Raw genomic sequence first — 24,851 nt, forward strand, 5'->3', positions numbered from 1 at the left:
TGTAAATGTTCTTAATTTTCTTTCTTTTTGAAGAAGGGGGCTAGAAAATAAAAGCGACTACGGATAGGGATATTTTATGGACGCCAACGAAAGAACAAATCGAACAATCAAGCGTCAACAACCCAATGACTAAAGTCATGGGCTTGTAAGCCCCATGTTGACCAGACCAAGGCTTGAAACAGAGCCTACGTTATAGATGTCATGACACGTTCGGGTGCTTCTCCAGCCCGTTCCTCTGTCGTGCAAGGTTAAACAAGCGTGGTGGGTGGCGCTAGTGTCTTGCACATAACAAGCATCTATAACATGGTCGAGGAGAATATGACCTGCGTAAGCAGAGGAAAGGGGAGGACCCTATGGTTTTTGTGTTAGACACAAATAAGTGTCCGCTTGCTCCTTGTCACGAAGCAGTTGCAAGAAAGCTGTTGAAACAAGGGAAGGCGGCGATTTACAGGCGATTTCCATTTACCATCATCTTGAAAAAATCAGTAGACGAATCAGAAATTAAAGCAACATATCGGCTAAAAATCGACTATGGAAGCAGGCATACAGGATTAGCGATTTTGCGAGGACAAGAAGTGGTATGGTTAGGGCAACTTGACCATCGCACAGACATCAAGGAAAGAATGGATAAAAGGCGTGCTTTTCGTCGAGCAAGACGAAATCGAAAAACAAGATACAGAAAACCACGCTTTCTGAACCGCAAGCGAAAGGAGGGGTGGTTGCCGCCATCACTAGAGAGTCGCGTGCAAAATATCCAAACATGGGTTAACCGCCTAAAGAAGTTATGCCCCATTGGACATATATCATACGAAAATGCCAAATTCGACACGCAACTCATGCGAAATCCTGAAATCAATGGTGTAGAGTATCAACAAGGCACGCTACAAGGATATGAAGTACGGGAGTATTTGCTTGAAAAGTTTGGGCGGAAGTGTTGTTATTGCGGAAAAGAAAATGTTCCACTTGAAGTGGAGCATATCATTCCAAAATCGAGAGGTGGAACAGACCGAGTGGATAACCTATGTCTTGCCTGTCATGACTGTAATCAGCGCAAAGGAAGTAAGACAGCAGAAGAATTCGGGTATCCGCACATTCAAAAGCAAGTCAAAGAATCATTAAAGGATACAAGTGCTATCAACTCGACAAGATGGAAAGCGTATGAAGTGTTAAAGCAGACAGGATTAGATGTCGAGTGTGGAACAGGTGCACGAACAAAAATGAATCGTATTCGTTTAGACTTGCCGAAAACACATTATTTTGACGCTTGTTGTGTAGGCGAAAGCACAACAAATCACTTATATTTCAAAACAAAAGAAGTGTTATTTATCAAGGCAAAAGGGCGTGGTAGTCGCTCTCGTACAAACCTAGATAGATATGGCTTCCCAAGAGGTTATCTTGCAAGACAAAAATTCTTCTTTGGTTTTCAAACAGGGGACATGGTTAAGGCTGTTGTCCCAAGAGGGAAATATCAAGGCGTTTGGTTTGGCGAAGTCGCATGTAGAAAGACTGGAAGTTTCGATATTAAAGGCAAGGACGGAAAGCGTATCGCACAAGGAATAAATTATAGATATGTCCAAGTCATTCAGCGATTTGACGGATATGCTTATGGAAAGGGGGTGGCGGAACTTGCGTAAGGCAATTCCTCCCCGTGCCTAAAGGCAGGGGCTTCCTTGCGTAAGTTTCGTGAAAAAGTATATGAATTGGCTAGAAGCAAAAAAAGGGCTTACGTTTGATTCGCATGCGGCGTTATGGAAATGATCGGTCGAGAATCTTGAGCAATTTTGGGAAACGGTGTGGGAATATTGCAGCGTTCAGTCGTCTGCACCGTATACCAGTGTGTTATAAGAACGAAAAATGCCACGGGCAAACTGGTTTCCAGGGGCACGGCTAAACTATGTGGAACACATTTTTCGCAACATGCAGGAGAAGCCAGCGCTTTTGTTCCGTTCCGAACACGTTTCGGTGCGTGAAGTGACGTGGAAAGAGTTAAAACAACAAACGGCAGCCTTCGCTTCGGCGCTGAAAAAACTGGGGGTCAAGCAAGGAGATCGCGTCGTTGCTTAAATCGCCAATCGCCTTTGCGACTTATATTTGGGCGTCATAGCGTTAAAAGAAGCGGAAGAAAACGAACGAAAACAAATTATCGCCCGCCTTTTCTTACAGCATATTTGGGGATGCGATTTATTCGATGCCGAGATGTTATCGGTTCGTCATTTTGATTTAGTGATGAATGAAACGAAAGAGGTAGAAGTATAAAAAGGCAAGGGACCAAGTCGGTTCCTTGCCTTATAGTAAAACAAATACAGCCAGAAAATGAGCCACAGACCCGCCTAATACAAACAAGTGCCAGACGGCATGATGAAATTTAAAGCCGCGCCATACGTAAAAAACAGCGCCGACTGTGTACAAAATTCCGCCGATGACTAAATATAACACACCGTTTGGCGAAAGGCTGGAAACGAGCGGTTTCCATGCAAATACAATCAACCAGCCCATGATGATATATATAATCGTCGATGTATATAAAAACCGATCGACGAAAAAGCATTTAAATACGGTACCGAAGAGTGCAAGCCCCCAGACGATGCCAAACAATGTCCAACCGATCGCTCCTCTCACCGCTAAAAACAGAAACGGCGTATACGTGCCTGCAATAAAAAAGTAAATCGCCGAATGGTCGAAAATCTCAAACAATCGCTTCCAGCGCCCTTCCGGCAACGCGTGCACAATCGTTGATGACAAATACAAAATAAGCATCGTGCTTCCAAACAACGTGAAACTAACGACGTGCCATGCATTTCCGTACATCGCAGCCATGACCGTCAAAATAACGAGCGCCGCGATACTAAACACCGCACCGATGCCATGAGTAATCGCATGCACGATTTCTTCTTCTTTCGTAAACGTATGGGTAAAAGCCAATAGTCTCATTCCTTTCATTGAAAGACATTTTGTTTATTATATCACATCGATATACATTTTTGTGCATTGTTGTTTTCGTTCGCGACATAATGGAAAAAAGAGAGGTGAGGACGATGCAAATACAGGTAGAAAGGCAACGAAAGACAAAAAAATGGCTTGTACCATGCAAAGCCGATCTATCTATTCCATATGAAGAAAGTGTAAAGATGTACAACAAACATCCAGAAGTGTTTGCACTTTGGCTCACGGACAAAGCCAAACATGTGAAAAGTTTTGCGATGTATGAAGAGGAATATATTAAGCATATGTTAGCATTTCTAGAAAAAGTGCAAAAATAAAAGACAAACCGTCGTTCCAAGAGGGGAGCGACGGCTTTGCTTTTAGTTTGCTTTTTTGAGCATGTGCAATTCTTCCTCTGCACGTGCAATACGGCCGAGTTGATAGTCAAGTCGTTCGTGGATATAGGCAATGTCCTGCTTTGTAGCCATTTCCCCACGAATGTGGGCAATTTCATGACGCATAGCATCTTGAAGGCTACGTTGTTCTAATTGATTGTCTCGAATAGCCTTAATCATTGCCGTATTTTCTTTCATTTGCTCTTTTAACCAATGAATATCTTCTTCCTGCTTATGCACTTTTGTTTTTAATTCATGCATCTCTTGCTTCATTGTTTGTATTTCTTGCTTCATTGTTTGTATTTCTTGCTTCATTGTTTGTATTTCTTGCTTCATCCATTGCATGTCTTCGGATAAGTTTTGGACGAGGTTAACGAGCTGGAGGAGAAGTTGTTCTTGCACGCCTGATTCACCTACCTTTCATCATAAAGGTATACGGCATTTCTAGTGGGAAATATGAAGAGGAGTTTGATGAAATGCCTTTGCCGTCATCTTATCATAATTTGTCGAAATGGACAAACTATTTTTTCGATCATATCGATTACCAAAATAAATGCCGATAATCGTCTGAAACACGTAAAAACCAATGACAACATATAATTCTGTTCCATGGAGTTGTGTTAAATCAATTGTACCGTTCATAGCCATTATTTCTGGTAACAATACAAGTTGGCTAACGAATAAGCCGATTGTTTTTCCGATATGTTGTTTAAGCATATACGTCACCTCTCTCCATACTATGAATCAAACGCGCCATTGGGATGGACAAATAAAAGTGAAATAAAAAAAGGGCGAGATGACTGCCCTTTTGCGTTAAAAAATGAAATGTGCAATAAAAACGATAATTGGTAACGTAATAAATGTGCGAAGAAGGAAAATGACAACGAGATCCTTAAACGTAATTGGTAGTTTTGACGCAAGTAGCAATCCGCCTACTTCGGACATGTAAATCAATTGTGTTACAGAAACACAAGCGATAACAAAGCGAGTAAATTCGCTTTCAATGCCGCTACCGATAATGGCAGGTAAAAACATGTCCGCAAAGCCGACAACCATCGTTTGTGCAGCGGCTGACGCTTCTGGCACTTGTAGGAGCGTCAAGATCGGTACAAACGGTTTACCGAGCCATTCAAATACCGGTGTTGTTTCGGCGATAATTAATGCGACCGTTCCAATGGCCATAACGACAGGTAATACGCCTAACCACATATCGATCACGGTTTGTACACCGTTTTTCAATAATTTCCCCATGTCGCTATTGCGCTGTGCCACTTCTGTTGCCTGTTTTAATCCCCATTGAAAAGGAGTATAGCCAGCTGGTACTGTTTCATCAACGGGAGCGTGATGTTCATGATAATATGTGTCTGGCTTTTTTGATAATGGAGGGATACGCGGCATAATGATCGCGGCTACAAGACCAGCAACGACGATCGTAAAATAGTATGCGCCAAACATATGTTCAAGTTTCATATACGTGATGACAACGATGCTAAATGTAATCGATACAACGGAAAAAGTTGTTCCAATCACCGCTGCTTCCCGTTTCGTATAAAAGCCGTCTTCATATTGTTTATTTGTTAACAATACGCCGATCGTTCCGTCCCCTAACCAAGAAGCAATACAGTCAATGGACGAGCGACCAGGTAATTTAAATACCGGACGCATAATCTTTGTTAAAAGTGCGCCACATAATTCAAGTAATCCGAAATCTAATAGTAAAGGTAAAAACAAGCCCGCAAATAAGAAGACGGAAAACAAAATGGGAATGAGACTATACAACAGCAAAGCACCTGTATTTTCTGACCATACCCATTCCGGACCGATTTGCCACAACGTCATCGCTCCTAAAATTGTTCCAACGATGCGCGCAACGACGAACAAACCATTCACATCGAATAAACGCCGAAGAAATGGGCTGTTCATGATGAAAGAAGGATAAGCAATTTTTGCAACGATTGTGCCAACCGTAGCGATAAACATAAATAAAACAGAAATTGTCGGAATGACTGAAGAAAAGTTTCCTTCGACCCATTTAGCTAAAATAGCTACAGGGATCGTCATCTCACCTTTATAAGGAACAGGGATCATAAATAAAAATACCCCAACAAGCGAAGGAATAAGAAATTTCAGTATGTCAGAGAGATGATGCGATTGTGTATGTTTTTCTTTTTGTACGACATTCATTTTCTAAAACCACCTTCCATTTTATGTTTTGAAAACGGATACATAACATTACTACTATCGTAATATAAAAATGAAAATAGTCAATATAGCAAAATGATTCAGAAATATAAACGAGCGATAAGGACTGCATAAATATGAAAGTATAAAATTATACAAATACACAAATACGAATAAATAATAATTAAGTTATAGTAAAATAGGCAACATAAAGCATAATAAAACAAAGTGACGATATAATCAATCATTTTTTTGTATAAACGTTCAAATTCGAAATTTTTTGTTTTTTTTCAACACATTGATGCGTGTATTTTTTCTGTTTATGCGATATGATAAGCGAAAATATGTGTGAAAGGAGTACGGGTAGTGTGGCATTATGGTGAGGAAAAACGGTATGTCCATGAGCTGTTAGAAAAATATCGGGCAGGCAAGCTACCGTTAAGTAGTGTAACAGCCGTCATTCGTTCATGGGTCATTCGCTATCAAAACGAATATTTGTTGAAACAACGATATTTTCAACCTTATCCAGAACCGTTACTTGACGTGACGGATTCAGGAAAAGGAAGAGATTGTTAAAAGAAGCGACAAAGGGTTATCCTTGTCGCTTTTTTGTAACGATATAATACACCGGAATGCCAGATATCGTCACAACAATCGATAAAAATGTATCGAGCGGTGCATGGAGTACCGTACTTATAATAATATATGCTGTGCCAACAATAGCAACAATCGGGGTGAAAGGATAAAATGGCACTCGATATAATTGTTCGTTAGATGGTAATGATTTTCGTAATAAAAATACCGCATAAAAAGCAAAGCCGTAAAATAAAAAGACACTAAAAATAGCAATATCCGTTAAGCGATCTGCATTACCAAGTAACATCATGATAATTGCAATAGTAATTTGCATGAACGTTGCTAATACAGGTGTGCGCCACTTTGGATGGATGCGAGAAAAATAACGAGCAAGTGGAAATAGCCCATCTATTGCCATTGCCAATGGCATGCGAGGGAATGTGAGTACTTTTCCATTTAAACAACCAAAAATAGAAATTAAAATGCCAATAGCGATCAATTTTCCACCAAATGATCCGAATAAAATGGTTGCAGCTTCACTCGCTGCATTCGGACCGAGTGCAACAATGTCATCAGCGCGAAGCACGTGAAGTAATGCTACATTCACAGCTACATAGGCAAACATGACAATAAGAATACCGGTGATAATCGCTTTTGGTAACGTCTTTGCCGGATTTTTCATCTCACCAGCAACAAACCCAACGTTCATCCATCCATCGTACGCCCACAATGTTGCTAAAACTGCCGCCCCGAAGTTTATTGCTTGACTAGAGCCGCTATCCATGCCGAAAATCGGTACATTTCCTTTCACTACACCAAAGACAATAATAAGAAAAATAGGCAATAGTTTTGCTGCCGTTAACACACTTTGAACGATTCCACCAAACTGAGAACCAAGCATATTTACAACGGACAAAAACAAGACTGCCATGATCCCGATCCAAAGTTCGCTTTCTTTTGGTAGAGAAAAAATACCTGCAAACATTGTACCAAAATACAGCCCTAGTGCACCGATGACGGCAGGCCCATAAATGATGGTTTGTACCCATCCGCATAAAAAGCCCCAAAACTTCCCGTAAACTTTTTCAATATATACGTACAATCCACCTGTTTCAGGAATTTTTGAGCTCACTTCTGCAATCGTTAACCCACTAGCTAACGTAATGATTCCCCCGATAATCCAAGCGAGAAGAGCAAATGTTGAATTTCCAGTTGCTTCAATGACAACAGCGGGTTTCATAAAGATACCGGATCCTATCACAGTACCAACGACGATGGCTGTTGCTGTAATAAAGCCGATGCTTTGTTTCAATTCTGTTTTCGTCATGTTGTTCACCTCTAAAAAACAGTTGTTTTTTTGTGTCGGACAATCGATATTATAGCATGAGATGAATGAAAACTTCTTTTTTTGAAAATTAAAATATTGACAGGGAGAAAAGAAAAGAATAAGATAAAATTAAATTTGGTTTAAAGAAACTTTTTTAACCTTAATCATCATTGTTTGCTTGTTCCACATGTCACACGTTTTTTGTTCATGCATATAATGGGCATATAATGGGCGGCAAACAAATTTTTTTGGCTTTATGTTGCATTGAGGAAACTTTTATATCCTTATACAACTTTTGAAGGAGGATGTATATGAAAAAATGGTTGGTTGTATGGACCGTTTTATTATTGTTGTTCGGTTGTGAAACGAAAGCACCTAAAAAAGACGTTATTTACGTTGTCGCTACAACGGGGCAAATTGCAGATTTAGTTGAACATGTCGGGGGAGAGTATGTTCATGTGGAAGCGTTGATGGGGCCAGGGGTAGATCCGCATTTGTATAAAGCGACACAAGGTGACATTCAGAAGTTAAGTCAAGCAGACATCATCTTTTATAACGGGCTTCATTTAGAAGGAAAACTCGGAGAAATATTCACAAAAATGTCAAAAACGAAAAAAGTCGTCGCAGTAAGTGAAACGATTCCGAAAGAGAAGTTAATTGAAATAGACGGAGTGTATGATCCGCACATATGGTTTGATCTTGATTTGTGGAGATATGCAACGCAAAAGGTAAGAGACGAATTAAGTGCAGTGGATCCGAAACATAAACAAATATATCAAAAACGAGCAGAAGCATATGAATCTCAACTCATGCAGTTAAAAGAGGAAGCCAAAAAAGAGATGAACGCCATTCCAAAAAAACAGCGTGTTTTAATTACAGCCCATGATGCTTTTCATTATTTCGGTCGTGCGTATGATATCGAAGTAGTTGGCCTACAAGGGTTAAGTACAGATGCAGAATACGGATTGAAAGATATTCAAGAACTTGTTGATATGATTGTTGACCGGAATATTCAAGCTGTATTTGTGGAAAGCAGTGTATCGAAAAAGGCAATTGAAGCGGTTGTTGAAGGAGCAAAACAGCGTGGCCATCACGTTTCGATTGGTGGAGAACTATTTTCAGATGCGCTCGGAAAAAAGGGGACTGAAGAAGGGACGTTCATTGGTATGTATCGTTACAATGTTAAAACGATTGCACAAGCATTGAAGGGGGAAGGACGATGAATCCGCTAGTTGTTGACCAAATGACAGTTGCGTATGATCGGCAACTTGTATTAGAAGATGTATCATTTTCTGTTCCAGAAGGAAAGTTAGTAGGGATTATCGGTCCAAACGGAGCAGGAAAATCAACATTAATGAAGGCGATGTTAAATTTTATTCCGCGTATGCACGGGAATGTTTTCGTATATGGCCAACCGTATGAGAAGCAAAGACATCTTGTCGGATACGTTCCGCAACGAAATTCTGTTGATTGGGATTTTCCAACGAATGCGCTTGATGTTGTATTGATGGGGAGATATGGTCATATCGGACTATGGAAACGACCACGAAAAGAAGACGTAGAGATTGCAATGCAATGTTTAGATAAAGTCGGCATGTTGCCTTATGCGAAACGGCAAATTAGTCAACTATCTGGTGGACAGCAGCAGCGTGTGTTTTTAGCGCGTGCACTCGCACAAGATGCTTCTATTTATCTTATGGATGAACCGTTTGTTGGAGTGGATGCCGCGACAGAAAAAGCGATTATTCAACTGTTAAATGAACTAAAAACGCGTGGAAAAACGGTATTGGTTGTCCATCATGATTTGCAAACGGTGCGAGATTATTTCGATTATGTTTTATTGTTAAATAAACGTGTCATAGCGTTTGGTGAAACGGAACGCACATTCACGTATGATCATATTCAAAACACGTATGGTGGGAAAGTGACTTTTCTCTCTACCACACATATTGTGGGGTGAACGAAATGGATGTTAATGTTCAATGGGTATTTACAAGCATGGCTTTGCTCGGATTGGCGAGTGGGATGATTGGCACGTTTGCCTTGTTGAAGAAACAAAGTTTGATAGGGGATGCAATGGCACATGCCGCGTTACCAGGCATTTGTATCGCTTTTCTCTTCCATGGACAAAAATCGCTTCTCGTTTTTTTAATTGGTGCTGCTTGTTCAGGTTATATGGCAACAGTATGTATTCAGTTTATTGTAAAACATACGCGCATTAAAGAAGATGCTGCCATTGGCATCGTATTGTCTGTATTTTTTGGTTTAGGCATTGTGCTATTAACATGGATTAATCAACATGAAGGTGGAAATCAGAGCGGGATCAATGACTTTTTGTTCGGAAAAGCAGCATCGTTAACTGGAAATGATGTGAACGTTTTAACCATAACGGCTGTACTAATGGTTATAACGATCCTCTTTTTTTTCAAAGAGTTCAAAATCATTACATTTGATCGAGCATTTGCGCAAGGAATCGGTATACCTGTGTCGTTGTTGAATGGTGTGCTTATGTTTTTAATCGTTTCGGTTGTTGTGATTGGTTTACAGGCTGTGGGCGTTGTGTTAATGTCTGCGCTACTCATTACGCCGGCGTTAGCTGCAAGATATTGGACTGAAAGACTCGGATGGATGACATTGTTAGCCGGCGTATTTGGTGCTTTATCTGGAGTTGCTGGGGCATATGTGAGTTTGATTGCTTATGTGCCTACCGGTCCACTCGTTATTATTTTTGCGACGGCTCTGTTTCTCTTCTCGTTTTTATTCGCCCCGAAACGTGGTTTATGTAGCAAAATCATTCGTCGGCATGTAGAAAGAAAAAAATTGCGCGTGAAACAACTAATGTATGAGCGAGGGGAGCAGTTATGAGTTATACGATTTGGATTTTGCTTACTGCAACTCTTGTCGGGATTAACTGTGGATTAGTCGGTACATTTCTCGTATTACGGAAAATGTCGATGCTCTCTGATGCGATCAGTCATAGCGTATTGCTAGGAATTGTGGGGGCGTATATGGTAAGCCATCAACTGCAAGGGGTGTCTATGCTCATCGGCGCTTTGCTTGTCGGATTGCTAACAACATTTCTCGTCCAATTGTTGCATCAAAAGGGGGTGCAAAGTGACGCAGCCATCGGGGTTGTGTTTACATGCTTGTTTGCGATCGGGGTTGTCCTCATTTCCTTATTCGCAGATCGTGTTCATTTAGATGTCGAACATGCGCTGATGGGTGAAATTGCATTTGTGCCGTGGGATGTGCTGGAAGTTGGCGGACGAAGTATTGGACCGAAAGCCGTTTGGTTGCTTGGATTTGTTTTAGCGATCAATATATTCGTTATTGTTTTTGCTTACAAAGAATTAAAAATTAGCTCATTTGATCATGAAATGGCAATTACGCTTGGAATTCCGGTCGTGCTGATTCACTACGTATTAATGGGGATGTTGTCGTTAACGACTGTTGCCTCATTTGATAGTGTTGGTGCCATTTTAGTTGTAGCGATGCTTATTGTACCGAGTGCAACAGCTTATTTATGGACGGATCGACTTAGCATGATGCTTATATGTAGTGCTTTTATCGGTGTATTGGCATCGGTAATCGGCTACGTGGGAGCGACAGCATTCAACGTCTCTATTTCTGGAGCAATTGCTGTATCAACCGGTGTCATCTTCTTTGTTTCTTTATGGATTGCACCAAAACATGGGTTATTGAGGAAATGGATGAAAAAATCTCCTGCCTAGGCAGGAGATTTAATCTTTTATGGCAGAAAGAAATGCATCAACAACGCCTACATCATTTGTGATTAAAAAAGCAGGAAGTAACGTTATAATTGTCACAACTGTCGCATATGAGACGATAATATTTTTTCATTATTTTCATTGTGTTCACTTCCTTCTGATTTTATTTTCTTAATTTTTTGTATTTTTGTCAATATTTTTTTACAAGAGAAATTTTTGTACGAAAATGGTATAATAAAAAAATAGTTGTTTTTAAGGGGGGATACGATGCGAATACGAGATTGGGATCGAAACTTACGTATTCGTTTAATTGGGGAATCACTCGTTGGAGTTACTTTTTGGATGATATTTCCTTTTATCGCTATTTATTTTTCTGGCATATTCGGTCGAGAAAAAACAGGTGTATTGCTTGTTATTTCGCAATTATTTTCGGTAATTGCTAATTTACTTGGAGGGTATTTTGCTGATCGCTTTGGAAGAAAAAAAATGATGGTGCTCGCTGCGTGTGGGCAGGCAGTTGCTTTTTTCTTATTTGCATTAGTCAATTCTCCACTATTCTCATCACCTGTGATGAGTTTTATTTGTTTTGCCCTCGTAGGTGTATGCGGTTCACTTTATTGGCCTGCTAGTCAAGCGATGGTTGCCGATGTCGTGGCAGAAAAGGATCAAAGTAGTGTATTTGCTGTATTTTACACGATGAATAATGTAATGGTCGTTATTGGTCCGCTACTTGGAGGAATTTTTTATCCACAACATTTTTTTTACTTACTGCTCGTTGCCGGAATATTTTGTGCAATTGTTGCTACCGTTTTGTTCATTTACTTAGAGGAAACGGCACCGTTGTGGGCGAAAACGACAGGAACATGGTACACCTTTTTTGTTGAGCAATTAAAAAATTATCGTCTTATTGCGAAAGACCGCACGTTTCTTTTGTTTATCATTGCTGGTGTCCTCGTTGCCCAAACGTTTATGCAACTTGATATTTTAATCCCTGTGTATGTGAAAGACGTTGTTTCAGAGCAAACGTTAATTTCTACCGATCATTGGTCACTTTCGTTGAGCGGAGAAAAAGCATTTAGTGTACTTATTGCTGAAAATGGATTGCTTGTTGCTTTATTTACGGTGGCGGTAACGAAATGGATGGGAAACTACAAAGAAAAGTCGGTATTTGTATGGTCCTCTCTTTTGTATGGACTCGCTATTTTCTTTTTCGGTCAAACGACATCCCTTTGGATCATGGTCATTTTAATCGGTATATTTACACTTGCGGAACTTATGACGGTTGGTTTACAACAAACATTTGTCGCTAGATTAGCCCCTGATCATATGCGTGGACAATATTTTGCTGCAGCGAGCCTACGTTTTACGCTTGGGCGCATGATGGCTCCACTCGCTTTGACGCTTCCTTTTGCGTATCATTGGACGTTTTTTATTTTAATGTTACTTGCCGTATGTAGCGCATGGTTGTATGCTGTTATGTTTCAAATGATGGAAGGAAAGCGTGCATGATTATTCTCATTCGGCATGGAAAGCCTGTTTGTAAAATGGTACACAAGCAAGAAAAAGTAGGCATATTGGGAAGTTGTGACGTTATCGTTGACAAGGCGCACACCGTGATGTACATATATGGTGTGTAGCCCCTTCTCTTTCTCATATTTTCCCTTTTCTTCTCATACATATGATGATGTAAATATGAGAAAAGAGGGGAAATACGTGTGAATGAAAAAGGGGGATTACAAAAAGAAGCGATGACACGAAGCGAACGACGAAAACGAAAACAACGATTTGTTTTTGTATGTTTATTATTCGTTGTAAGCGCGTGTGTCGTCGGTGCATGGGGAGTGGCGAAACAAGAGACGAGTGAACAGAAAGTAATTGAGCAATTCATCACCGCGTTACGTCAAGAAGATATGAATACGTTGAAACAGTTCATTGATGCTCCATTAGAAGAAAAGGCGTCACTTTTACCACTTTTTGCGTATTTACGTAAACATCCAGAGGGTTATGACCAAATAAGGAAAGAGTTAGCGCAACAAAAAGATGATCGAGTTTACATAAAAGGATTAACGTCAACTCCGCCGATTTTTTTAATGAAATTGTCGCAAGGAACGTACAAATTTGAACCGACGCTGTATCATGTATATGTGCAAACGAACGAGCAAGGGGCTCGTATTTTGATTAACGACACATACGTCGGTGAAACGAATGCATCGTTAGTGAAAGTAGGAGAGTATGTTCCAGGCCTATATGAAGTGAAAATGGTGACAGATGAACGAGAACAAACGAAGCAAATATCGCTCTTTGGAGGAGAGCGGATTCGTATCGTTCGTTTCGATTCGAACTAAAAGATGCAACGACATGTTGCGTCTTTTTTTGTCAAAGTCGAAACATATCTTCTCGTTCGTACGTAATATAGTCATCATTTTCATTTCATAAAAAATCATAGTAAAATAAAGGAACATAGACGATGGGAGGACAACAATGAAACGATTCATTCGGACGATATGGCGGTGGTTTGTATCATGGAATATCGGTTTATTTAGTGCCCTGATCTCGCTGTTTGCATTTCGTTTGCCTTTTTTCATTTCATTTTTGATTGGTGTAAGTGTAGGAGTGATTTATTCCGTTTACATGAAGAAAAAAGAAAAGAAGGATCGATTGCATGATTTTAAAGACGAGCGATTGAAAGATGCGAAAAAAAAGGTTCGGAAAATCGGACAAAGTTTATGGCGAATTCGTTCGATTTCGATGTTTTCTAAGCTTTCTCGTTTATACTCCATCTGTCAAAAAATAGTTGAAATTGTTGAAAAACAACCGGATCGTTTAGCTGTCGCGCAACCGTTTTTTAACACAACATTGGACTCCATTGTTACCATTATTGATAAATATATTTATTTAACAAAACAACCCGTAAAAAGTGAGGAGATTCGACAGGCGATGAGGGAAGCAGAGGGAGCACTTGATCTGGCGCTAATGAAAGCGGAAAATGAACTGTTGGACATGCTTGAAGAAGATTTGTTTGATTTAAAGACGGAAGTAAAGCTTGTGAAACATACGATTGCATCAGACGATCCCTTTTCTTTACCAACAAAACATACAATAACAGTGACGGAGGAGAAAAAGCATGAGCAAAAACGATGAAATGCTTTGGACAAGTTCGATCGATTCGTTGCTTGCCAGTCCATTTGGCGAAGTGACAGAAGCAAGCGTCAATCCATCATCTCCGCGTCTCATTGATCAATTAAAAGAAGAGCATCGACAGAAGGCGTTAGCACTTGCTGAGCAAATTGATCCGCGCAATCATCAAGCTATTTTACAATATGGAGTAGCAGCGCAAGCGGAGTTGTCACGCTTTTCCCATTCGATTTTAAATCATGTGCAAAAGAAAGATGTTGGACCTGTTGGGGAAGTCATTCATGAACTTATGATTAAAATGAGAGAAGTTAATGTAGAAGAATTGACAATGACTAAAAAAAGCTTCTTAGCTCGCATGCTTCAATCTGTTACACAGTCCGTTCAACATATTTTATCTAAATATCAAAAACTTGGTGTGGAGATTGATCGCATCGCGGATCAACTTGAGAAACATCGTCAAATGTTATTTCGTGACATTATGATGTTAGAAACATTATATGAAAAAAATAAAGAATACTTTGATGCCTTAAACATTTACATCGCTGCAGCGGAGTTGAAATTAGAGCAATTGCGAACAAAAACGATTCCAGAGCTAGAGAAAAAGGCATTACAGTCACAAAATCAAATGGACGTGCAAGAAGTCAATGATATGATTCAATTTGCTGATCGACTTGAAAAACGGATTCATGATTTAAAATTAAGTCGACAAATTACAATTCAAACGGCACCGCAAATTCGGCTCATTCAACATGTCAATCAAACGTTAGTTGAACGTATTCAATCGTCCATTTTAACAGCCATTCCACTCTGGAAAAATCAACTTGTTATCGCACTAACGCTCTTCCGCCAAAAGAAAGCGGTAGAGGCACAAAAAGCGGTAACAAAAACGACGAACGAATTGTTGTTACGCAACTCGGAAATGTTAAAAATGAATACGATTGAAGCAGCGAAAGAGAATGAAGAAGGGCTTGTTAGCATCGATACGTTAAAAAAGACGCAAGAAAATTTATTAGAAACACTTGAAGAAACATTGAAAATTCAACAAGAAGGGCGCATGAAGCGTCAGCAAGTGGAACGAGAGCTTGTTGAAATGGAAGAACAATTAAAACAGAGGTTGCTTACACTAAAAAGGGCTGAATAAAATCAGCTCTTTTTTATTGATTTTATATACCTGTTAGGGTATGATGTAAAAGGGAGGTAAGACAACATGACTTATATAGTAATCGGTGTGCTCGTGCTATATGCTTTATATTATCGCTATGTACCTGTTCGTGGTGTCAAAGAGTTGACGTCTTTATCATCATATGAACAAGTGACGTTGCTTGATGTACGTGACTACAACGAGGCAGACGAAATGAATGGGGCTCTCCGCGTTCCCATTGCATACTTAAAACGTTATTATCAAACCATTCCGAACCGTCAAGTGATTGTCATTGCAAAAAGCAATCTAGCGAAAAATGTCGCGATCCGTTTACTTAGACGTTATCATTTCTCAATAGAAGGATATTATATAAAAGGGCACGAGCATGTAAATGAGTTAAATATGGTAAAATGTCACTAACTGTTCAAACTTTATGAAGCAATTGTTTGTTATAATACGGTTACACGTACTTGTATACGGAGGGGATGTACAATGAGAAAAATCGTCATTGTTGGTGGTGTGGCTGGAGGTGCTTCCGCTGCGGCACGTTTGCGTCGGTTAAGCGAAAAAGATGAAATCATTATGTTTGAACGCGGTGAATATATTTCATTCGCAAACTGCGGGCTCCCTTATTACATTGGGGATGTCATTCAAGAACGAAGCAAGTTGCTTGTTCAAACGGTTGATGGCATGTCAAAACGGTTTCGTATTGATGTGCGTAACTTAAGTGAAGTGACGAGTATTAATCGTGAGCGAAAAACGGTAACGGTAAAACATTTACGAACAGATGAACAATATGAACAACCGTATGATGTTCTTATTTTATCGCCAGGGGCAAAACCAATCGTCCCACCAATTCCAGGTATAGACGAAGCAAAAGCGCTTTTTACGTTGCGCAATGTGCCTGATACGGATCGTATTCGCTCGTTCGTTGATAATGAAAAACCGAAACGAGCTGTCGTTATCGGTGGTGGCTTTATCGGTGTAGAAATGGCTGAGAACTTAACAGAACGCGGTGTGCATGTGACGCTTGTAGAAATGGCGAATCAAGTGATGGCACCGATCGATTACGAGATGGCAGCGATTGTGCATACACATATGAAAGAGCACGGCGTTGACTTGATTTTAGAAGATGGCGTACAGGCGTTTGAAAACGAAGGACGGCGCGTCGTGTTAAAAAGTGGACGCACGATCGAAACAGATATGATTATTTTAGCCATTGGTGTCCAGCCAGAAAACCAATTGGCGAAAGAGGCAGGATTAGAACTTGGTTTTCGTGGTGCCATTAAAGTGAACGAACATTTACAAACGTCTGATCCGAACATTTTTGCGATCGGTGATGCTATTGAAGTGAAAAGCTTCATTCATGGATTTGAAACATTCATTCCGCTCGCATGGCCAGCGAATCGACAAGGGCGGCTTGTTGCTGATTACATTAATGGCCATGATGTGAAGTACAACGGAACACTCGGCACGTCAATCGCTAAAATTTTTCATATGACTGTAGCAGCCACAGGATTGAACGAAAAAATATTAAAACACCACGGCATCGATTATGAAGTTGTTCACGTTCATCCAATGAGCCATGCGAGCTATTATCCAGGCGCAACACAAATGACGTTAAAATTAATTTTTGATCGTCAAGGTCGCATTTATGGAGCGCAAGCAGTCGGACAAGATGGCGTGGACAAACGTATTGACGTTATTGCCACAGCGATAAAAGGTGGATTGACAGTATATGATTTACCAGATTTAGAATTGGCCTATGCTCCACCGTTTTCATCAGCAAAAGATCCAGTCAATATGGCTGGATATGTAGCGTCAAACTTGTTAGATGGTATGGTAGAAACGGTGCAATGGCATGAAATTGATAATATTGTGGCGAACGGTGGATTGCTCATTGACGTTCGCACACCGAAAGAATTAGAAACAAGAGGAGCAATTCCAGGAAGCATCAACATTCCACTTGATGATTTGCGCGACCGCCTCCATGAATTACCGAAAGATCAAACGATTTATGTGACATGTCAAGTCGGTTTGCGCGGATATTTAGCTACTCGTATTTTAAAAGAACATGGCTTTGAAGCCAAAAATTTAGACGGTGGTTATAAATTGTACTCGAGTGTGAAGTAGGAGGAGTAGGTATGTTTGAAAACATTTTACCGACACAAGCGGATACGCTACGTCATGAAGCAAATGTCGAAGTTCTGGATGTTCGGGAAGTGCATGAAGTGGCGGCAGGAAAAATTCCAAATGCGCGCCATATTCCGCTCGGGCAACTATTTGCTCGTTTAAACGAACTAAATCCAAACAAAACGTATATCGTCGTTTGTCATTCTGGCGGTCGAAGTGCATTAGCGTGCGAATGGCTATCTGAACGCGGCTTCCATGTAAAAAACATGGTAGGCGGCATGATGAATTGGGAAGGAGACGTGGAATAAGACTGGTGGTATGCCAGTCTTATTTTTTATGCATTGGCATCGTTTTATTGTACAATAAAATACATGTATTGGAAGATAGAAAGGAATGAAGAGGAATACATATGTGGAAAGATAAAAATGTCATTCTTATTTTTATTGGTGAGTTTATTGCTGGGATTGGTTTATGGCTTGGGATTATCGGAAACTTAGAATTCATGCAAAAGCATGTCCCATCTGACTTTGTAAAGTCGCTTATTTTATTTTCGGGATTGCTTGCTAGTGTGATTGTTAGTCCAATCGCGGGGAAGTGGATTGATACATATGCAAAAAAACGTATTCTTTTATACGCCGGAATCGGTCGTGTATGTAGCGTTATTTTTATGCTGTTTGCATTAAAATATGAATCTATTTTTCTCATGATATGTTTTATGATCTCCATTCAAGTCGCAGCTGCTTTCTATTTCCCGACGTTGCAAGCAATCATCCCACTTGTCGTGCGGGATGAGAAACAACTCATGACGATCAATGGGATGCATATGAATATTTCAGCGCTATCACGAATTTCTGGTACCGCCTTTGGTGGTGCTCTCCTTATGATTACAAGTTTGCAAACGTTATATATTGGCGCAATAGTCGCATACAGTTTATTATTTTTACTTACTTTTTTTATTGATATAAAAGAAGAAAAGAGAGACATAAGCAGTTATACAAAAGAAAAACAACGATTTACAGACATATTCCCGATCATTCGCGTATTGCCTGTTGTTTATACGGCTGTTGTTTTAACGATTGTACCGCAGTTGTTTATTGGGGGATTCAATTTGATGGTTATTAATATTAGTGAATTACAAAATGACCCTTCGATTAAAGGGTGGTTATATACGATTGAAGGCGTTGGTTTTTTATTTGGGGCCTTCCTCATTAAATATATCGCTCGTGAACAAACATACGTAAAATGGATGTATGGATTAACATGTTTTATTGCTTTTACACAATTATCTTTATATTTCGCTCATGTCAAATGGGTTTCGCTCGTTTCATTTGGATTGTTTGGCATATGCGTCGGTTGTTTTTTTCCGATGATCGCGACGATTTTTCAAACGAGCGTTCCGAAATTGTATCACGGTCGCTTTTTTTCATTTAAAAATATGTTTGATCGTGTGACGTTCCAAGTCGTATTGTTAGCTACGGGATTTTTATTAGATACGATCGGACTAGAATATATGGTTGTCTTGTTTGGTGTTTTATCGTTGTTATTAATTGTGTACACGATGTTTCGTAAAAAAGAAGCTGTGTTAAAAGGCGAAAGGGCACAAATTTTTATTAAGGACCACGAAAAAATGTAAATTTATTTTCTAATAAAGAAATATTTGTATTTACAAAATTTTTCGTTTGTTTATAATGGGAACTAACAAATAGTGAAAGGTTGAGGCGCATGTCAGCGCGTACAAAAGGATTATGGATGGTAATCATTGCTGCGACGATGTGGGGGCTTTCTGGCACAGCGGCACAATGGGTGTTCCAACAAAAACATGTAGGGACGGAATGGCTTGTTTGTGTGAGGATGATGATCTCAGGAATTTGTCTATTAGCTTTTGCATCGTTTCGAGGTGTTCCTCTGTTCCACATTTGGCGTGAGCGAAATAGCCGGTTGTTGCTCATTTTATTTAGTTTCGTTGGCATGCTCGGGGTGCAATATACGTATTTTTTGTCTATTGCATATGGCAATGCTGCGGCTGCAACGTTATTGCAATATTTAGCGCCCATTTACATCGTATTATATTTTTTTATTCGTGAGCGGAAACATCCATCTGTTTCGATTTGGGGTGCTCTTATGCTAGCGATTTGCGGTACATTTTTGTTGTTAACAAATGGAAAAATAGGGGCGCTAAGCATTTCTTTTCCCGCGTTTTTATGGGGGGTTGTATCGGGAGTGCTTCTTGCGTTTTATACGATTTGTTCAGCTAAATTATTAAAAAAGTGGAATTCTCTTATCATTGTTGGCTGGGCAATGGTGATCGGAGGAGTGACTATCATCCCAGCTGTCGATTCGCTCTTTGCTCCGTTTGTAACACTTGATTTTCAAACAATGATTGTTATTTCTTTTATTGTCATATGTGGCACATTGTTGGCTTTTTTACTGTTTGTTGAGAGCATTCGGCATTTATCTCCGACAGAATCGAGCATTTTATCTAGTGTAGAGCCTTTGTCAGCTATTGTTGCGTCCGTTTTATTTTTACACGTATCGTTCGGCTTTTTTCAAACGGTTGGAAGCTTACTCATTATTGCGACAGTGATTCTTTTAGGAAAACAAAAAATGGCGTCTCCGTCGTGAAAAAATATATACATGCTAGTCAAAGGAGACGCCAAGCGTCAAGCATTTTAATTTTAGCGGTTTGGATTGATATTGCTAGCCGAAAACGGAAAACAAGTTAGATAAAAGGCTGATCGTTTTCTCGGTCAGCTTTTTTCATTTATTGTATAATTGTTTCGGAGGGATGTTTGTGCAAATACATACAGTTATTTTACGATACTTACAAATGGAATTAAAATCACCGTTTACGACAAGTTTTGGGACGATGAAAACGCGTCCAGTTTTATTAGTTGAAGTCGTTGATGAAGACGGTGTGTGTGGCTGGGGAGAAGGTGTCGCGTTTTCTGCTCCGTGGTATACAGAAGAAACGATTGAGACGATGTGGCATATGCTCGAAACGTTTTTAATTCCGCTTCTTTTTCAAGCACCCGTTTATCATCCTGACGAATTGCGTGACCGATTTTCGATTGTTCGCCGCAATTACATGGCAAAAGCAGCGCTTGAAGGAGCCGTTTGGGATGCGTTTGCGAAACGACATGGGGTGTCGTTAAGCTCTGCGCTCGGCGGTGAAAAAAAAGAAGTGAAAGTCGGCGTCAGCATTGGCATTCAACCGATAACAAATATATTAAAACGGATCGAACAGGCGCTTGCGGAAGGATACCAACGTATAAAAATAAAAATTAAGCCCGAATGGGATGTAAATGTTGTTCGAGAGATTCGTCATCATTTTCCAGACGTTCCGCTCATGGTAGATGCAAACTCCGCTTACTCGCTACGGGATATCGACCGCCTGAAAGCGCTTGATGACTATGAGTTACTGATGATTGAACAACCTCTTGCTGTAGATGATATTGTCGATCATGCAAAACTACAAGCGAAATTAAAAACGCCGATTTGTTTAGATGAAAGCATTTGTTCGTATGAAGATGCGAAAAGGGCGATTGAGTTAAAAAGTTGCCGAGTGATCAATATAAAAATTGGTCGGGTCGGTGGACTGACAGAAGCGAAACGCATTCATGATTTATGTCAACAACATCATATTCCTGTATGGTGTGGTGGTATGTTAGAAGGCGGAGTCGGACGAGCCCATAGCATTGCTTTAGCAACTCTCCCTCATTTTTCTCTCCCGGGGGATACAGCGGCATCAGCAAATTATTGGGAACGGGATTTCATTGATCCGAAAGTAACCGTTGACAATGGACGAATTTTCGTTCGGCAACAGATTGGAATCGGTTACACCGTTAATCTGACAGAAGTCGAGCGGCGTATCGTTCGCTCAAAAATATATAAAAAATCGAGAGGATGAGCATATGTTTGACCCAACGATTTTCGACAATTTAAAAACGGTCGTAGAAGGAGCCGTTTATGATTTAGATGTAACAGATGAACTCGTAACAGTTGTTGATCGCTCAGACATCATTGATTTAGCGAAATTTACGCGCGCATATGCGCTTTCTTTTCAATTGCGGCATGCGCGTAAAGTGACGTGCACTATTTCTCTCGCGATGACGCTTCAACATATTGCAAACGAATTGTTATATGAAGAAATCTCGCAGGCCGGATGCACGATGACCGTTTCGTTTTCTTTTTCGGCTACACATGTCGATGGCCAAGCTGTAGAACAGATGCTAAAGCACATTTGGGGGGAACAGCGCACAGTTATACAAACGTTCACGTATACATACCCAAAACATGAACGATATACTCATCAAGTGACGATTGATTTCGAACGCATGATTAACGAAAGTCATGTCGACGATTTATTGCAGATGATTCCGTACATCATTCGTTCGCTTGAGCATTTACAACAATATGCCAAGTAAAAATCATTGAAGGAAGCAAACATTCAAAGTATGATAGAAATGAAAATGATTATAGTTATCATACTTGGAGTGTGACGAAATGAAAAAAGTGCACTTTTGCAAGAAAAATAAGTTTGCAACAAAAACGTTATATATGTTTCTAAAACAAACATTCAAACATGTCAAAATAAAACGAAAGGATTGCGTTGGTAAATGTAAAACATGCAAACATTGCCCGTTTGTCCTAATCGATGGCGAAGTCGTTAAAGCGACAACAACGGATGAATTGTATGATCGCATTTCTTATGAAGTGACAAAACAATGGTGGGCGTTTCGAAAAAAATAAGCAGGAATTTTTTTATTTTTGTTTAATTTCATGTGTGAAAGGGGGGAAAACAATGTGGTCAGAAGTGAAAAACGTTTTATCTCGCGTGATGTCCTCACTTGCTTTTGAAACATGGATTGAAGGAACGACAGCGACGATGGAAGACGATAAAGTCATCATTCATTGTACAAACCCACTGCAAAAAAATTGGATACAAGCGTTGTATATGCCTCACATTGAACAAGCGATTGAAAAAGTTTACAGGAAGCGAATGATTATTCAGTTAGAGGCGCCTCATGAGCTGTCTGACGAACAATTTATGCGCATGTGGAACTACATGATCGCCCTCGAAAAACAAACGTGGAACCTCGAAGCGCGTGTAACGAAAGTCGAACGACAAATGGAAGAAATAAAAAAAGAAGTCGCTCAACTACAAGAGCGCACCGATTTTCTTGAACGGTTACTATCTGCTGAGGAACAACCAGTATCGAAAACGTATATTCACTAAAAAGGTGTTCCAACTAACGGAACACCTTCATTCATTAACATTTTTTATAATGCACAGTCATACATAACTTTCCACAGCAAATAGAACCAGTTGATCCGTCGGGTTTAAGACATGTAATTGATACTTTTTTCAAACTATTAAATGTTTTAGAAAACGATTGTCCTTCTGTTAACGTAGCAATTAATGTATCGTTCACATGTACTTCGACACCATCACAACTATTTTCCACTAATACCGTTACGGTTCCAAATGGTTTAATGACATCCCCATCTGCTTCCCAAATCGTACGATCTGTACTGTCGCAACGAAACTCCCAGTTTTGACAAACTTCATCCGTCGCGATTGGACGGTCTGGACAACATCCGCCACAGCTCATTATATCCGCTCCTTTTTGTTTTTTATGGAAGAATAATCCTCCCTTATATACAATGCAGCAAACAAAAAAGTGTGTAGGATGTTGTCCTATGTTTCGTACCTATTTTTTATTACATTTTTTCATCGTACGTCTATGCACGAATGTATATCGACACATAGTATGATATATCGAATGAAAAGGAGGGAGTGGCAGGTGGAGAAGCATTGTATTCATGTGGAAAAAGTGTTTGATTGGGTTTCGCGTTCGATAAAATTAACGAAAAGAGAGACGTTGACCGAGCCGATTGTCGAGCATAATATTTGTGTTAACATTTGCGCGCCATGCGAGGAAAAAACGATCGTATGGTCAGCGGAAGAACATGTGCATGCGTTTGGAACGGTGACGGTTGTATATTATGAACAAGGGTGCGGACGACAAATGGACGTTTTGATTAACGGAGAAATCGTATGTTCATTACAAGAAGGGGAATCCCGTTCATTGACGATGTCACATTTGCGCGATGTGCATGTTGAATGTAAAGGAAATGGCACGTGCGTCGGACGTGTATGCATTCAACTTCATCAACAGCTCGATCGTCTTGACGATTGTGAACATATTCGTTGTATATTGACCGATGCGTGCGGTCAGCCGATTGTGCCAGAACAGATGACTTGTCGTGTGCTTGATGAACGCCAGACGGTGCATGTCACGTTGCCAAACGGAAAGAAAGTTGCATTGCAAAAAATATATGTTCTCGTTGAAACATTTATTGTATTACAATGTACACGAAAAGATGGGACGGTATGGAAAACAAAACCGATTTCACTAGCAACGATCGAGGACGTATTATTATGTGCCCCGCCAGAGACGGATATCGTTTGTGAAACGGTTGTTGCTGACTGTAAAGCAGCGCTTCTTTCAACAACGTGCCCGCAAATACTCATTTCTGTTCATCTTTGTCAACATATTCAATCGCTCGGACGTGTCAAAATTGAAATTGAAGGAACAACATGCACGCCGCGCGTCGAACAACAAGTCGACATATGCCCACCACATCACATACCCAGTTGTCCGATATAAAAAGAGAGCGACGCGTCAAGCGAAGCTCTCTTATCGCGTAAAGCCAAATATGCCCGAAATAAAACAGCTGTTGATGATCCATGTGTTGTTCATTGTTGTCAAACGCACGGTTCCCTTCCCAACGGCATCGATTGTAACATTTTGTATATTGTTAAACTGTCCCGTCGCAAGTGTATCGACATCTACCGTTTGTCCTTGAATACGTTGCAAAAAGCTTGTAATTGAACGTCCACAACAATCACACGTTTCGTCAATGGCGGGAAGAGGAATATCCTTTAACACATTTCCTCTCACCCCGACGACGTTACAAATCGGAAATGCTGCTGAACGTTTATTTTGTCCGCTTCCAGGGATCTTACCGGTGACAATCAAGTCATTTACGATCTCACTAACAGTAAAATTATTATTTCCTTGCCCTGACCCTGTTTGATCGAGCATGGCAACATCGACTTTTTTTCCGTTTAGCTGTGCTAGCACCTCTTTCATTCCTTCGACACAGCACGGGCATTCATCGCGCTGTGGTGGTATTGGTTTATGACGCACAGGTGCACAACAACATTTTTTCATTTCGTTTCCTCCTCTCTATTTTATCTTATGAATGAGAGAGAGGAACGGTGTGGACGGACGGCTATAAAAACGGAT

28 protein-coding genes and 2 pseudogenes are annotated in these 24,851 nt (G+C 40.1%); 23 read left to right on the forward strand and 7 right to left on the reverse strand.

The features are described from left to right. Positions 1–353: 353 nt before the first annotated feature. The 3 genes and pseudogenes from iscB (at position 354) to NSQ23_RS07070 (ending at position 2,256) form a co-directional block, all read left to right on the forward strand. Positions 354–1,634: an RNA-guided endonuclease IscB gene (gene iscB, locus NSQ23_RS07060; protein ID WP_339173992.1), complete on the forward strand. Its 1,281-nt coding sequence runs from the start codon at positions 354–356 to the stop codon at positions 1,632–1,634. Positions 1,635–1,677: 43 nt separating this feature from the next. Beyond that, a pseudogene (locus tag NSQ23_RS07065) lies at positions 1,678–2,061 on the forward strand (acetyl-coenzyme A synthetase N-terminal domain-containing protein); the annotation flags it as partial. 30 nt (positions 2,062–2,091) lie between these two features. Further along, positions 2,092–2,256 (forward strand): hypothetical protein, encoded by a 165-nt coding sequence (locus NSQ23_RS07070; RefSeq protein WP_230456181.1) that lies wholly within the window; start codon positions 2,092–2,094, stop codon positions 2,254–2,256. A gap of 30 nt (positions 2,257–2,286) precedes the next feature. Here the strand turns inward: NSQ23_RS07070 and NSQ23_RS07075 are convergent, their stop codons facing one another. After that, the gene (locus NSQ23_RS07075; protein ID WP_035018625.1) at positions 2,287–2,940 is read right to left on the reverse strand and encodes a hemolysin III family protein; all 654 of its coding nucleotides are present in this window, start codon (positions 2,938–2,940) and stop codon (positions 2,287–2,289) included. A gap of 149 nt (positions 2,941–3,089) precedes the next feature. Between NSQ23_RS07075 and NSQ23_RS07080 the strand changes: the two are divergent. Further along, positions 3,090–3,260, forward strand: a pseudogene (locus NSQ23_RS07080) (alpha/beta hydrolase); the annotation flags it as partial. Between the two features lie 42 nt (positions 3,261–3,302). Here the strand turns inward: NSQ23_RS07080 and NSQ23_RS07085 are convergent. From NSQ23_RS07085 to NSQ23_RS07095, 3 genes are all read right to left on the reverse strand, one after another. Continuing rightward, entirely contained in the window at positions 3,303–3,719 is a 417-nt protein-coding gene (locus NSQ23_RS07085) for a hypothetical protein (RefSeq protein ID WP_004890159.1), read from the reverse strand. A gap of 42 nt (positions 3,720–3,761) precedes the next feature. Continuing rightward, complete coding sequence (locus NSQ23_RS07090) at positions 3,762–4,034, reverse strand: hypothetical protein (RefSeq protein WP_339173996.1); 273 nt, start codon at positions 4,032–4,034, stop codon at positions 3,762–3,764. A 96-nt stretch (positions 4,035–4,130) separates the two neighbouring features. Beyond that, complete coding sequence (locus tag NSQ23_RS07095; protein WP_064221368.1) at positions 4,131–5,501, reverse strand: YjiH family protein; 1,371 nt, start codon at positions 5,499–5,501, stop codon at positions 4,131–4,133. Between the two features lie 363 nt (positions 5,502–5,864). On the opposite strand from NSQ23_RS07095, the gene NSQ23_RS07100 reads away from it, so the two are divergent. Continuing rightward, the gene (locus tag NSQ23_RS07100) at positions 5,865–6,074 is read left to right on the forward strand and encodes a DUF1722 domain-containing protein (protein ID WP_339173998.1); all 210 of its coding nucleotides are present in this window, start codon (positions 5,865–5,867) and stop codon (positions 6,072–6,074) included. Between the two features lie 16 nt (positions 6,075–6,090). Here NSQ23_RS07100 and NSQ23_RS07105 read toward each other — a convergent pair whose 3' ends face one another. Beyond that, the gene (locus NSQ23_RS07105; protein WP_339174000.1) at positions 6,091–7,401 is read right to left on the reverse strand and encodes an amino acid permease; all 1,311 of its coding nucleotides are present in this window, start codon (positions 7,399–7,401) and stop codon (positions 6,091–6,093) included. A gap of 311 nt (positions 7,402–7,712) precedes the next feature. Here NSQ23_RS07105 and NSQ23_RS07110 point away from each other — a divergent pair, with 311 nt between their 5' ends. The 17 genes from NSQ23_RS07110 (at position 7,713) to NSQ23_RS07190 (ending at position 22,774) form a co-directional block, all read left to right on the forward strand. Continuing rightward, positions 7,713–8,624 (forward strand): zinc ABC transporter substrate-binding protein, encoded by a 912-nt coding sequence (locus tag NSQ23_RS07110; protein WP_004890167.1) that lies wholly within the window; start codon positions 7,713–7,715, stop codon positions 8,622–8,624. Beyond that, positions 8,621–9,361 carry an ABC transporter ATP-binding protein gene (locus NSQ23_RS07115; RefSeq protein ID WP_237811502.1) on the forward strand — a complete coding sequence of 247 codons (741 nt, stop codon included), beginning with the start codon at positions 8,621–8,623 and terminating at the stop codon, positions 9,359–9,361. Before NSQ23_RS07110 ends, NSQ23_RS07115 begins: the two co-directional genes overlap by 4 nt. Before the next feature lie 5 nt (positions 9,362–9,366). Next, positions 9,367–10,266 (forward strand): metal ABC transporter permease, encoded by a 900-nt coding sequence (locus tag NSQ23_RS07120; protein WP_339174003.1) that lies wholly within the window; start codon positions 9,367–9,369, stop codon positions 10,264–10,266. Next, positions 10,263–11,132 carry a metal ABC transporter permease gene (locus tag NSQ23_RS07125; RefSeq protein WP_339174005.1) on the forward strand — a complete coding sequence of 290 codons (870 nt, stop codon included), beginning with the start codon at positions 10,263–10,265 and terminating at the stop codon, positions 11,130–11,132. Before NSQ23_RS07120 ends, NSQ23_RS07125 begins: the two co-directional genes overlap by 4 nt. Positions 11,133–11,396: 264 nt before the next feature. Then, on the forward strand, positions 11,397–12,638 hold the full coding sequence (locus tag NSQ23_RS07130; protein WP_339174008.1) for an MFS transporter: 1,242 nt from the start codon (positions 11,397–11,399) through the stop codon (positions 12,636–12,638). Between the two features lie 206 nt (positions 12,639–12,844). After that, entirely contained in the window at positions 12,845–13,474 is a 630-nt protein-coding gene (locus NSQ23_RS07135; protein ID WP_004890179.1) for a PEGA domain-containing protein, read from the forward strand. A 136-nt stretch (positions 13,475–13,610) separates the two neighbouring features. Further along, positions 13,611–14,270: a 5-bromo-4-chloroindolyl phosphate hydrolysis family protein gene (locus NSQ23_RS07140; RefSeq protein ID WP_339174010.1), complete on the forward strand. Its 660-nt coding sequence runs from the start codon at positions 13,611–13,613 to the stop codon at positions 14,268–14,270. Next, positions 14,254–15,405: a toxic anion resistance protein gene (locus NSQ23_RS07145; protein ID WP_004890184.1), complete on the forward strand. Its 1,152-nt coding sequence runs from the start codon at positions 14,254–14,256 to the stop codon at positions 15,403–15,405. The genes NSQ23_RS07140 and NSQ23_RS07145 overlap by 17 nt, the downstream gene beginning before the upstream one ends. A gap of 66 nt (positions 15,406–15,471) precedes the next feature. Continuing rightward, complete coding sequence (locus tag NSQ23_RS07150) at positions 15,472–15,825, forward strand: sulfurtransferase (RefSeq protein WP_339174013.1); 354 nt, start codon at positions 15,472–15,474, stop codon at positions 15,823–15,825. Positions 15,826–15,897: 72 nt separating this feature from the next. Continuing rightward, a complete protein-coding gene (gene cdr / locus NSQ23_RS07155; protein WP_339174015.1) occupies positions 15,898–17,538 on the forward strand; it encodes a CoA-disulfide reductase in 1,641 nt (546 codons plus the stop codon). Between the two features lie 11 nt (positions 17,539–17,549). After that, a complete protein-coding gene (locus tag NSQ23_RS07160; protein ID WP_339174017.1) occupies positions 17,550–17,846 on the forward strand; it encodes a rhodanese-like domain-containing protein in 297 nt (98 codons plus the stop codon). A 101-nt stretch (positions 17,847–17,947) separates the two neighbouring features. Further along, entirely contained in the window at positions 17,948–19,171 is a 1,224-nt protein-coding gene (locus NSQ23_RS07165; RefSeq protein ID WP_339174018.1) for an MFS transporter, read from the forward strand. A gap of 89 nt (positions 19,172–19,260) precedes the next feature. Next, positions 19,261–20,160 carry a DMT family transporter gene (locus NSQ23_RS07170; protein WP_339174021.1) on the forward strand — a complete coding sequence of 300 codons (900 nt, stop codon included), beginning with the start codon at positions 19,261–19,263 and terminating at the stop codon, positions 20,158–20,160. 163 nt (positions 20,161–20,323) lie between these two features. Next, positions 20,324–21,445: an o-succinylbenzoate synthase gene (gene menC / locus NSQ23_RS07175; protein ID WP_339174023.1), complete on the forward strand. Its 1,122-nt coding sequence runs from the start codon at positions 20,324–20,326 to the stop codon at positions 21,443–21,445. Positions 21,446–21,449: 4 nt separating this feature from the next. Further along, positions 21,450–21,962, forward strand: a complete 513-nt coding sequence (locus NSQ23_RS07180; RefSeq protein WP_339174025.1) for a hypothetical protein — start codon at positions 21,450–21,452, stop codon at positions 21,960–21,962. A 79-nt stretch (positions 21,963–22,041) separates the two neighbouring features. Beyond that, positions 22,042–22,287: a DUF1450 domain-containing protein gene (locus tag NSQ23_RS07185; RefSeq protein WP_004890203.1), complete on the forward strand. Its 246-nt coding sequence runs from the start codon at positions 22,042–22,044 to the stop codon at positions 22,285–22,287. A 52-nt stretch (positions 22,288–22,339) separates the two neighbouring features. Next, the gene (locus tag NSQ23_RS07190) at positions 22,340–22,774 is read left to right on the forward strand and encodes a DnaA N-terminal domain-containing protein (protein WP_339174028.1); all 435 of its coding nucleotides are present in this window, start codon (positions 22,340–22,342) and stop codon (positions 22,772–22,774) included. Positions 22,775–22,808: 34 nt separating this feature from the next. On the opposite strand, the gene NSQ23_RS07195 is transcribed toward NSQ23_RS07190, so the two are convergent. Further along, complete coding sequence (locus tag NSQ23_RS07195; protein WP_064220808.1) at positions 22,809–23,150, reverse strand: S-Ena type endospore appendage; 342 nt, start codon at positions 23,148–23,150, stop codon at positions 22,809–22,811. Between the two features lie 192 nt (positions 23,151–23,342). Here NSQ23_RS07195 and NSQ23_RS07200 point away from each other — a divergent pair, with 192 nt between their 5' ends. Then, positions 23,343–24,209: an S-Ena type endospore appendage gene (locus NSQ23_RS07200; protein ID WP_230456182.1), complete on the forward strand. Its 867-nt coding sequence runs from the start codon at positions 23,343–23,345 to the stop codon at positions 24,207–24,209. 30 nt (positions 24,210–24,239) lie between these two features. Here the strand turns inward: NSQ23_RS07200 and NSQ23_RS07205 are convergent, their stop codons facing one another. After that, positions 24,240–24,776: a hypothetical protein gene (locus NSQ23_RS07205; RefSeq protein WP_339174032.1), complete on the reverse strand. Its 537-nt coding sequence runs from the start codon at positions 24,774–24,776 to the stop codon at positions 24,240–24,242. Between the last annotated feature and the right edge of the window lie 75 nt (positions 24,777–24,851).

Origin of the sequence: Anoxybacillus sp. FSL W8-1294, assembly GCF_037965005.1 — a bacterium.
Classification (GTDB): domain Bacteria; phylum Bacillota; class Bacilli; order Bacillales; family Anoxybacillaceae; genus Anoxybacillus; species Anoxybacillus flavithermus_G.

Coding starts and splice junctions, on each gene's coding strand:
- iscB (WP_339173992.1), top strand. CDS start 354: ATGGTTTTTGTGTTAGACACAAATAAGTGTCCGCTTGCTCCTTGTCAC.
- NSQ23_RS07075 (WP_035018625.1), bottom strand. CDS start 2,940: ATGAAAGGAATGAGACTATTGGCTTTTACCCATACGTTTACGAAAGAA.
- NSQ23_RS07090 (WP_339173996.1), bottom strand. CDS start 4,034: ATGCTTAAACAACATATCGGAAAAACAATCGGCTTATTCGTTAGCCAA.
- NSQ23_RS07095 (WP_064221368.1), bottom strand. CDS start 5,501: ATGAATGTCGTACAAAAAGAAAAACATACACAATCGCATCATCTCTCT.
- NSQ23_RS07105 (WP_339174000.1), bottom strand. CDS start 7,401: ATGACGAAAACAGAATTGAAACAAAGCATCGGCTTTATTACAGCAACA.
- NSQ23_RS07110 (WP_004890167.1), top strand. CDS start 7,713: ATGAAAAAATGGTTGGTTGTATGGACCGTTTTATTATTGTTGTTCGGT.
- NSQ23_RS07115 (WP_237811502.1), top strand. CDS start 8,621: ATGAATCCGCTAGTTGTTGACCAAATGACAGTTGCGTATGATCGGCAA.
- NSQ23_RS07120 (WP_339174003.1), top strand. CDS start 9,367: ATGGATGTTAATGTTCAATGGGTATTTACAAGCATGGCTTTGCTCGGA.
- NSQ23_RS07125 (WP_339174005.1), top strand. CDS start 10,263: ATGAGTTATACGATTTGGATTTTGCTTACTGCAACTCTTGTCGGGATT.
- NSQ23_RS07130 (WP_339174008.1), top strand. CDS start 11,397: ATGCGAATACGAGATTGGGATCGAAACTTACGTATTCGTTTAATTGGG.
- NSQ23_RS07140 (WP_339174010.1), top strand. CDS start 13,611: ATGAAACGATTCATTCGGACGATATGGCGGTGGTTTGTATCATGGAAT.
- NSQ23_RS07145 (WP_004890184.1), top strand. CDS start 14,254: ATGAGCAAAAACGATGAAATGCTTTGGACAAGTTCGATCGATTCGTTG.
- NSQ23_RS07150 (WP_339174013.1), top strand. CDS start 15,472: ATGACTTATATAGTAATCGGTGTGCTCGTGCTATATGCTTTATATTAT.
- cdr (WP_339174015.1), top strand. CDS start 15,898: ATGAGAAAAATCGTCATTGTTGGTGGTGTGGCTGGAGGTGCTTCCGCT.
- NSQ23_RS07160 (WP_339174017.1), top strand. CDS start 17,550: ATGTTTGAAAACATTTTACCGACACAAGCGGATACGCTACGTCATGAA.
- NSQ23_RS07165 (WP_339174018.1), top strand. CDS start 17,948: ATGTGGAAAGATAAAAATGTCATTCTTATTTTTATTGGTGAGTTTATT.
- NSQ23_RS07170 (WP_339174021.1), top strand. CDS start 19,261: ATGTCAGCGCGTACAAAAGGATTATGGATGGTAATCATTGCTGCGACG.
- menC (WP_339174023.1), top strand. CDS start 20,324: ATGTTTGTGCAAATACATACAGTTATTTTACGATACTTACAAATGGAA.
- NSQ23_RS07180 (WP_339174025.1), top strand. CDS start 21,450: ATGTTTGACCCAACGATTTTCGACAATTTAAAAACGGTCGTAGAAGGA.
- NSQ23_RS07185 (WP_004890203.1), top strand. CDS start 22,042: ATGAAAAAAGTGCACTTTTGCAAGAAAAATAAGTTTGCAACAAAAACG.
- NSQ23_RS07190 (WP_339174028.1), top strand. CDS start 22,340: ATGTGGTCAGAAGTGAAAAACGTTTTATCTCGCGTGATGTCCTCACTT.
- NSQ23_RS07195 (WP_064220808.1), bottom strand. CDS start 23,150: ATGAGCTGTGGCGGATGTTGTCCAGACCGTCCAATCGCGACGGATGAA.
- NSQ23_RS07205 (WP_339174032.1), bottom strand. CDS start 24,776: ATGAAAAAATGTTGTTGTGCACCTGTGCGTCATAAACCAATACCACCA.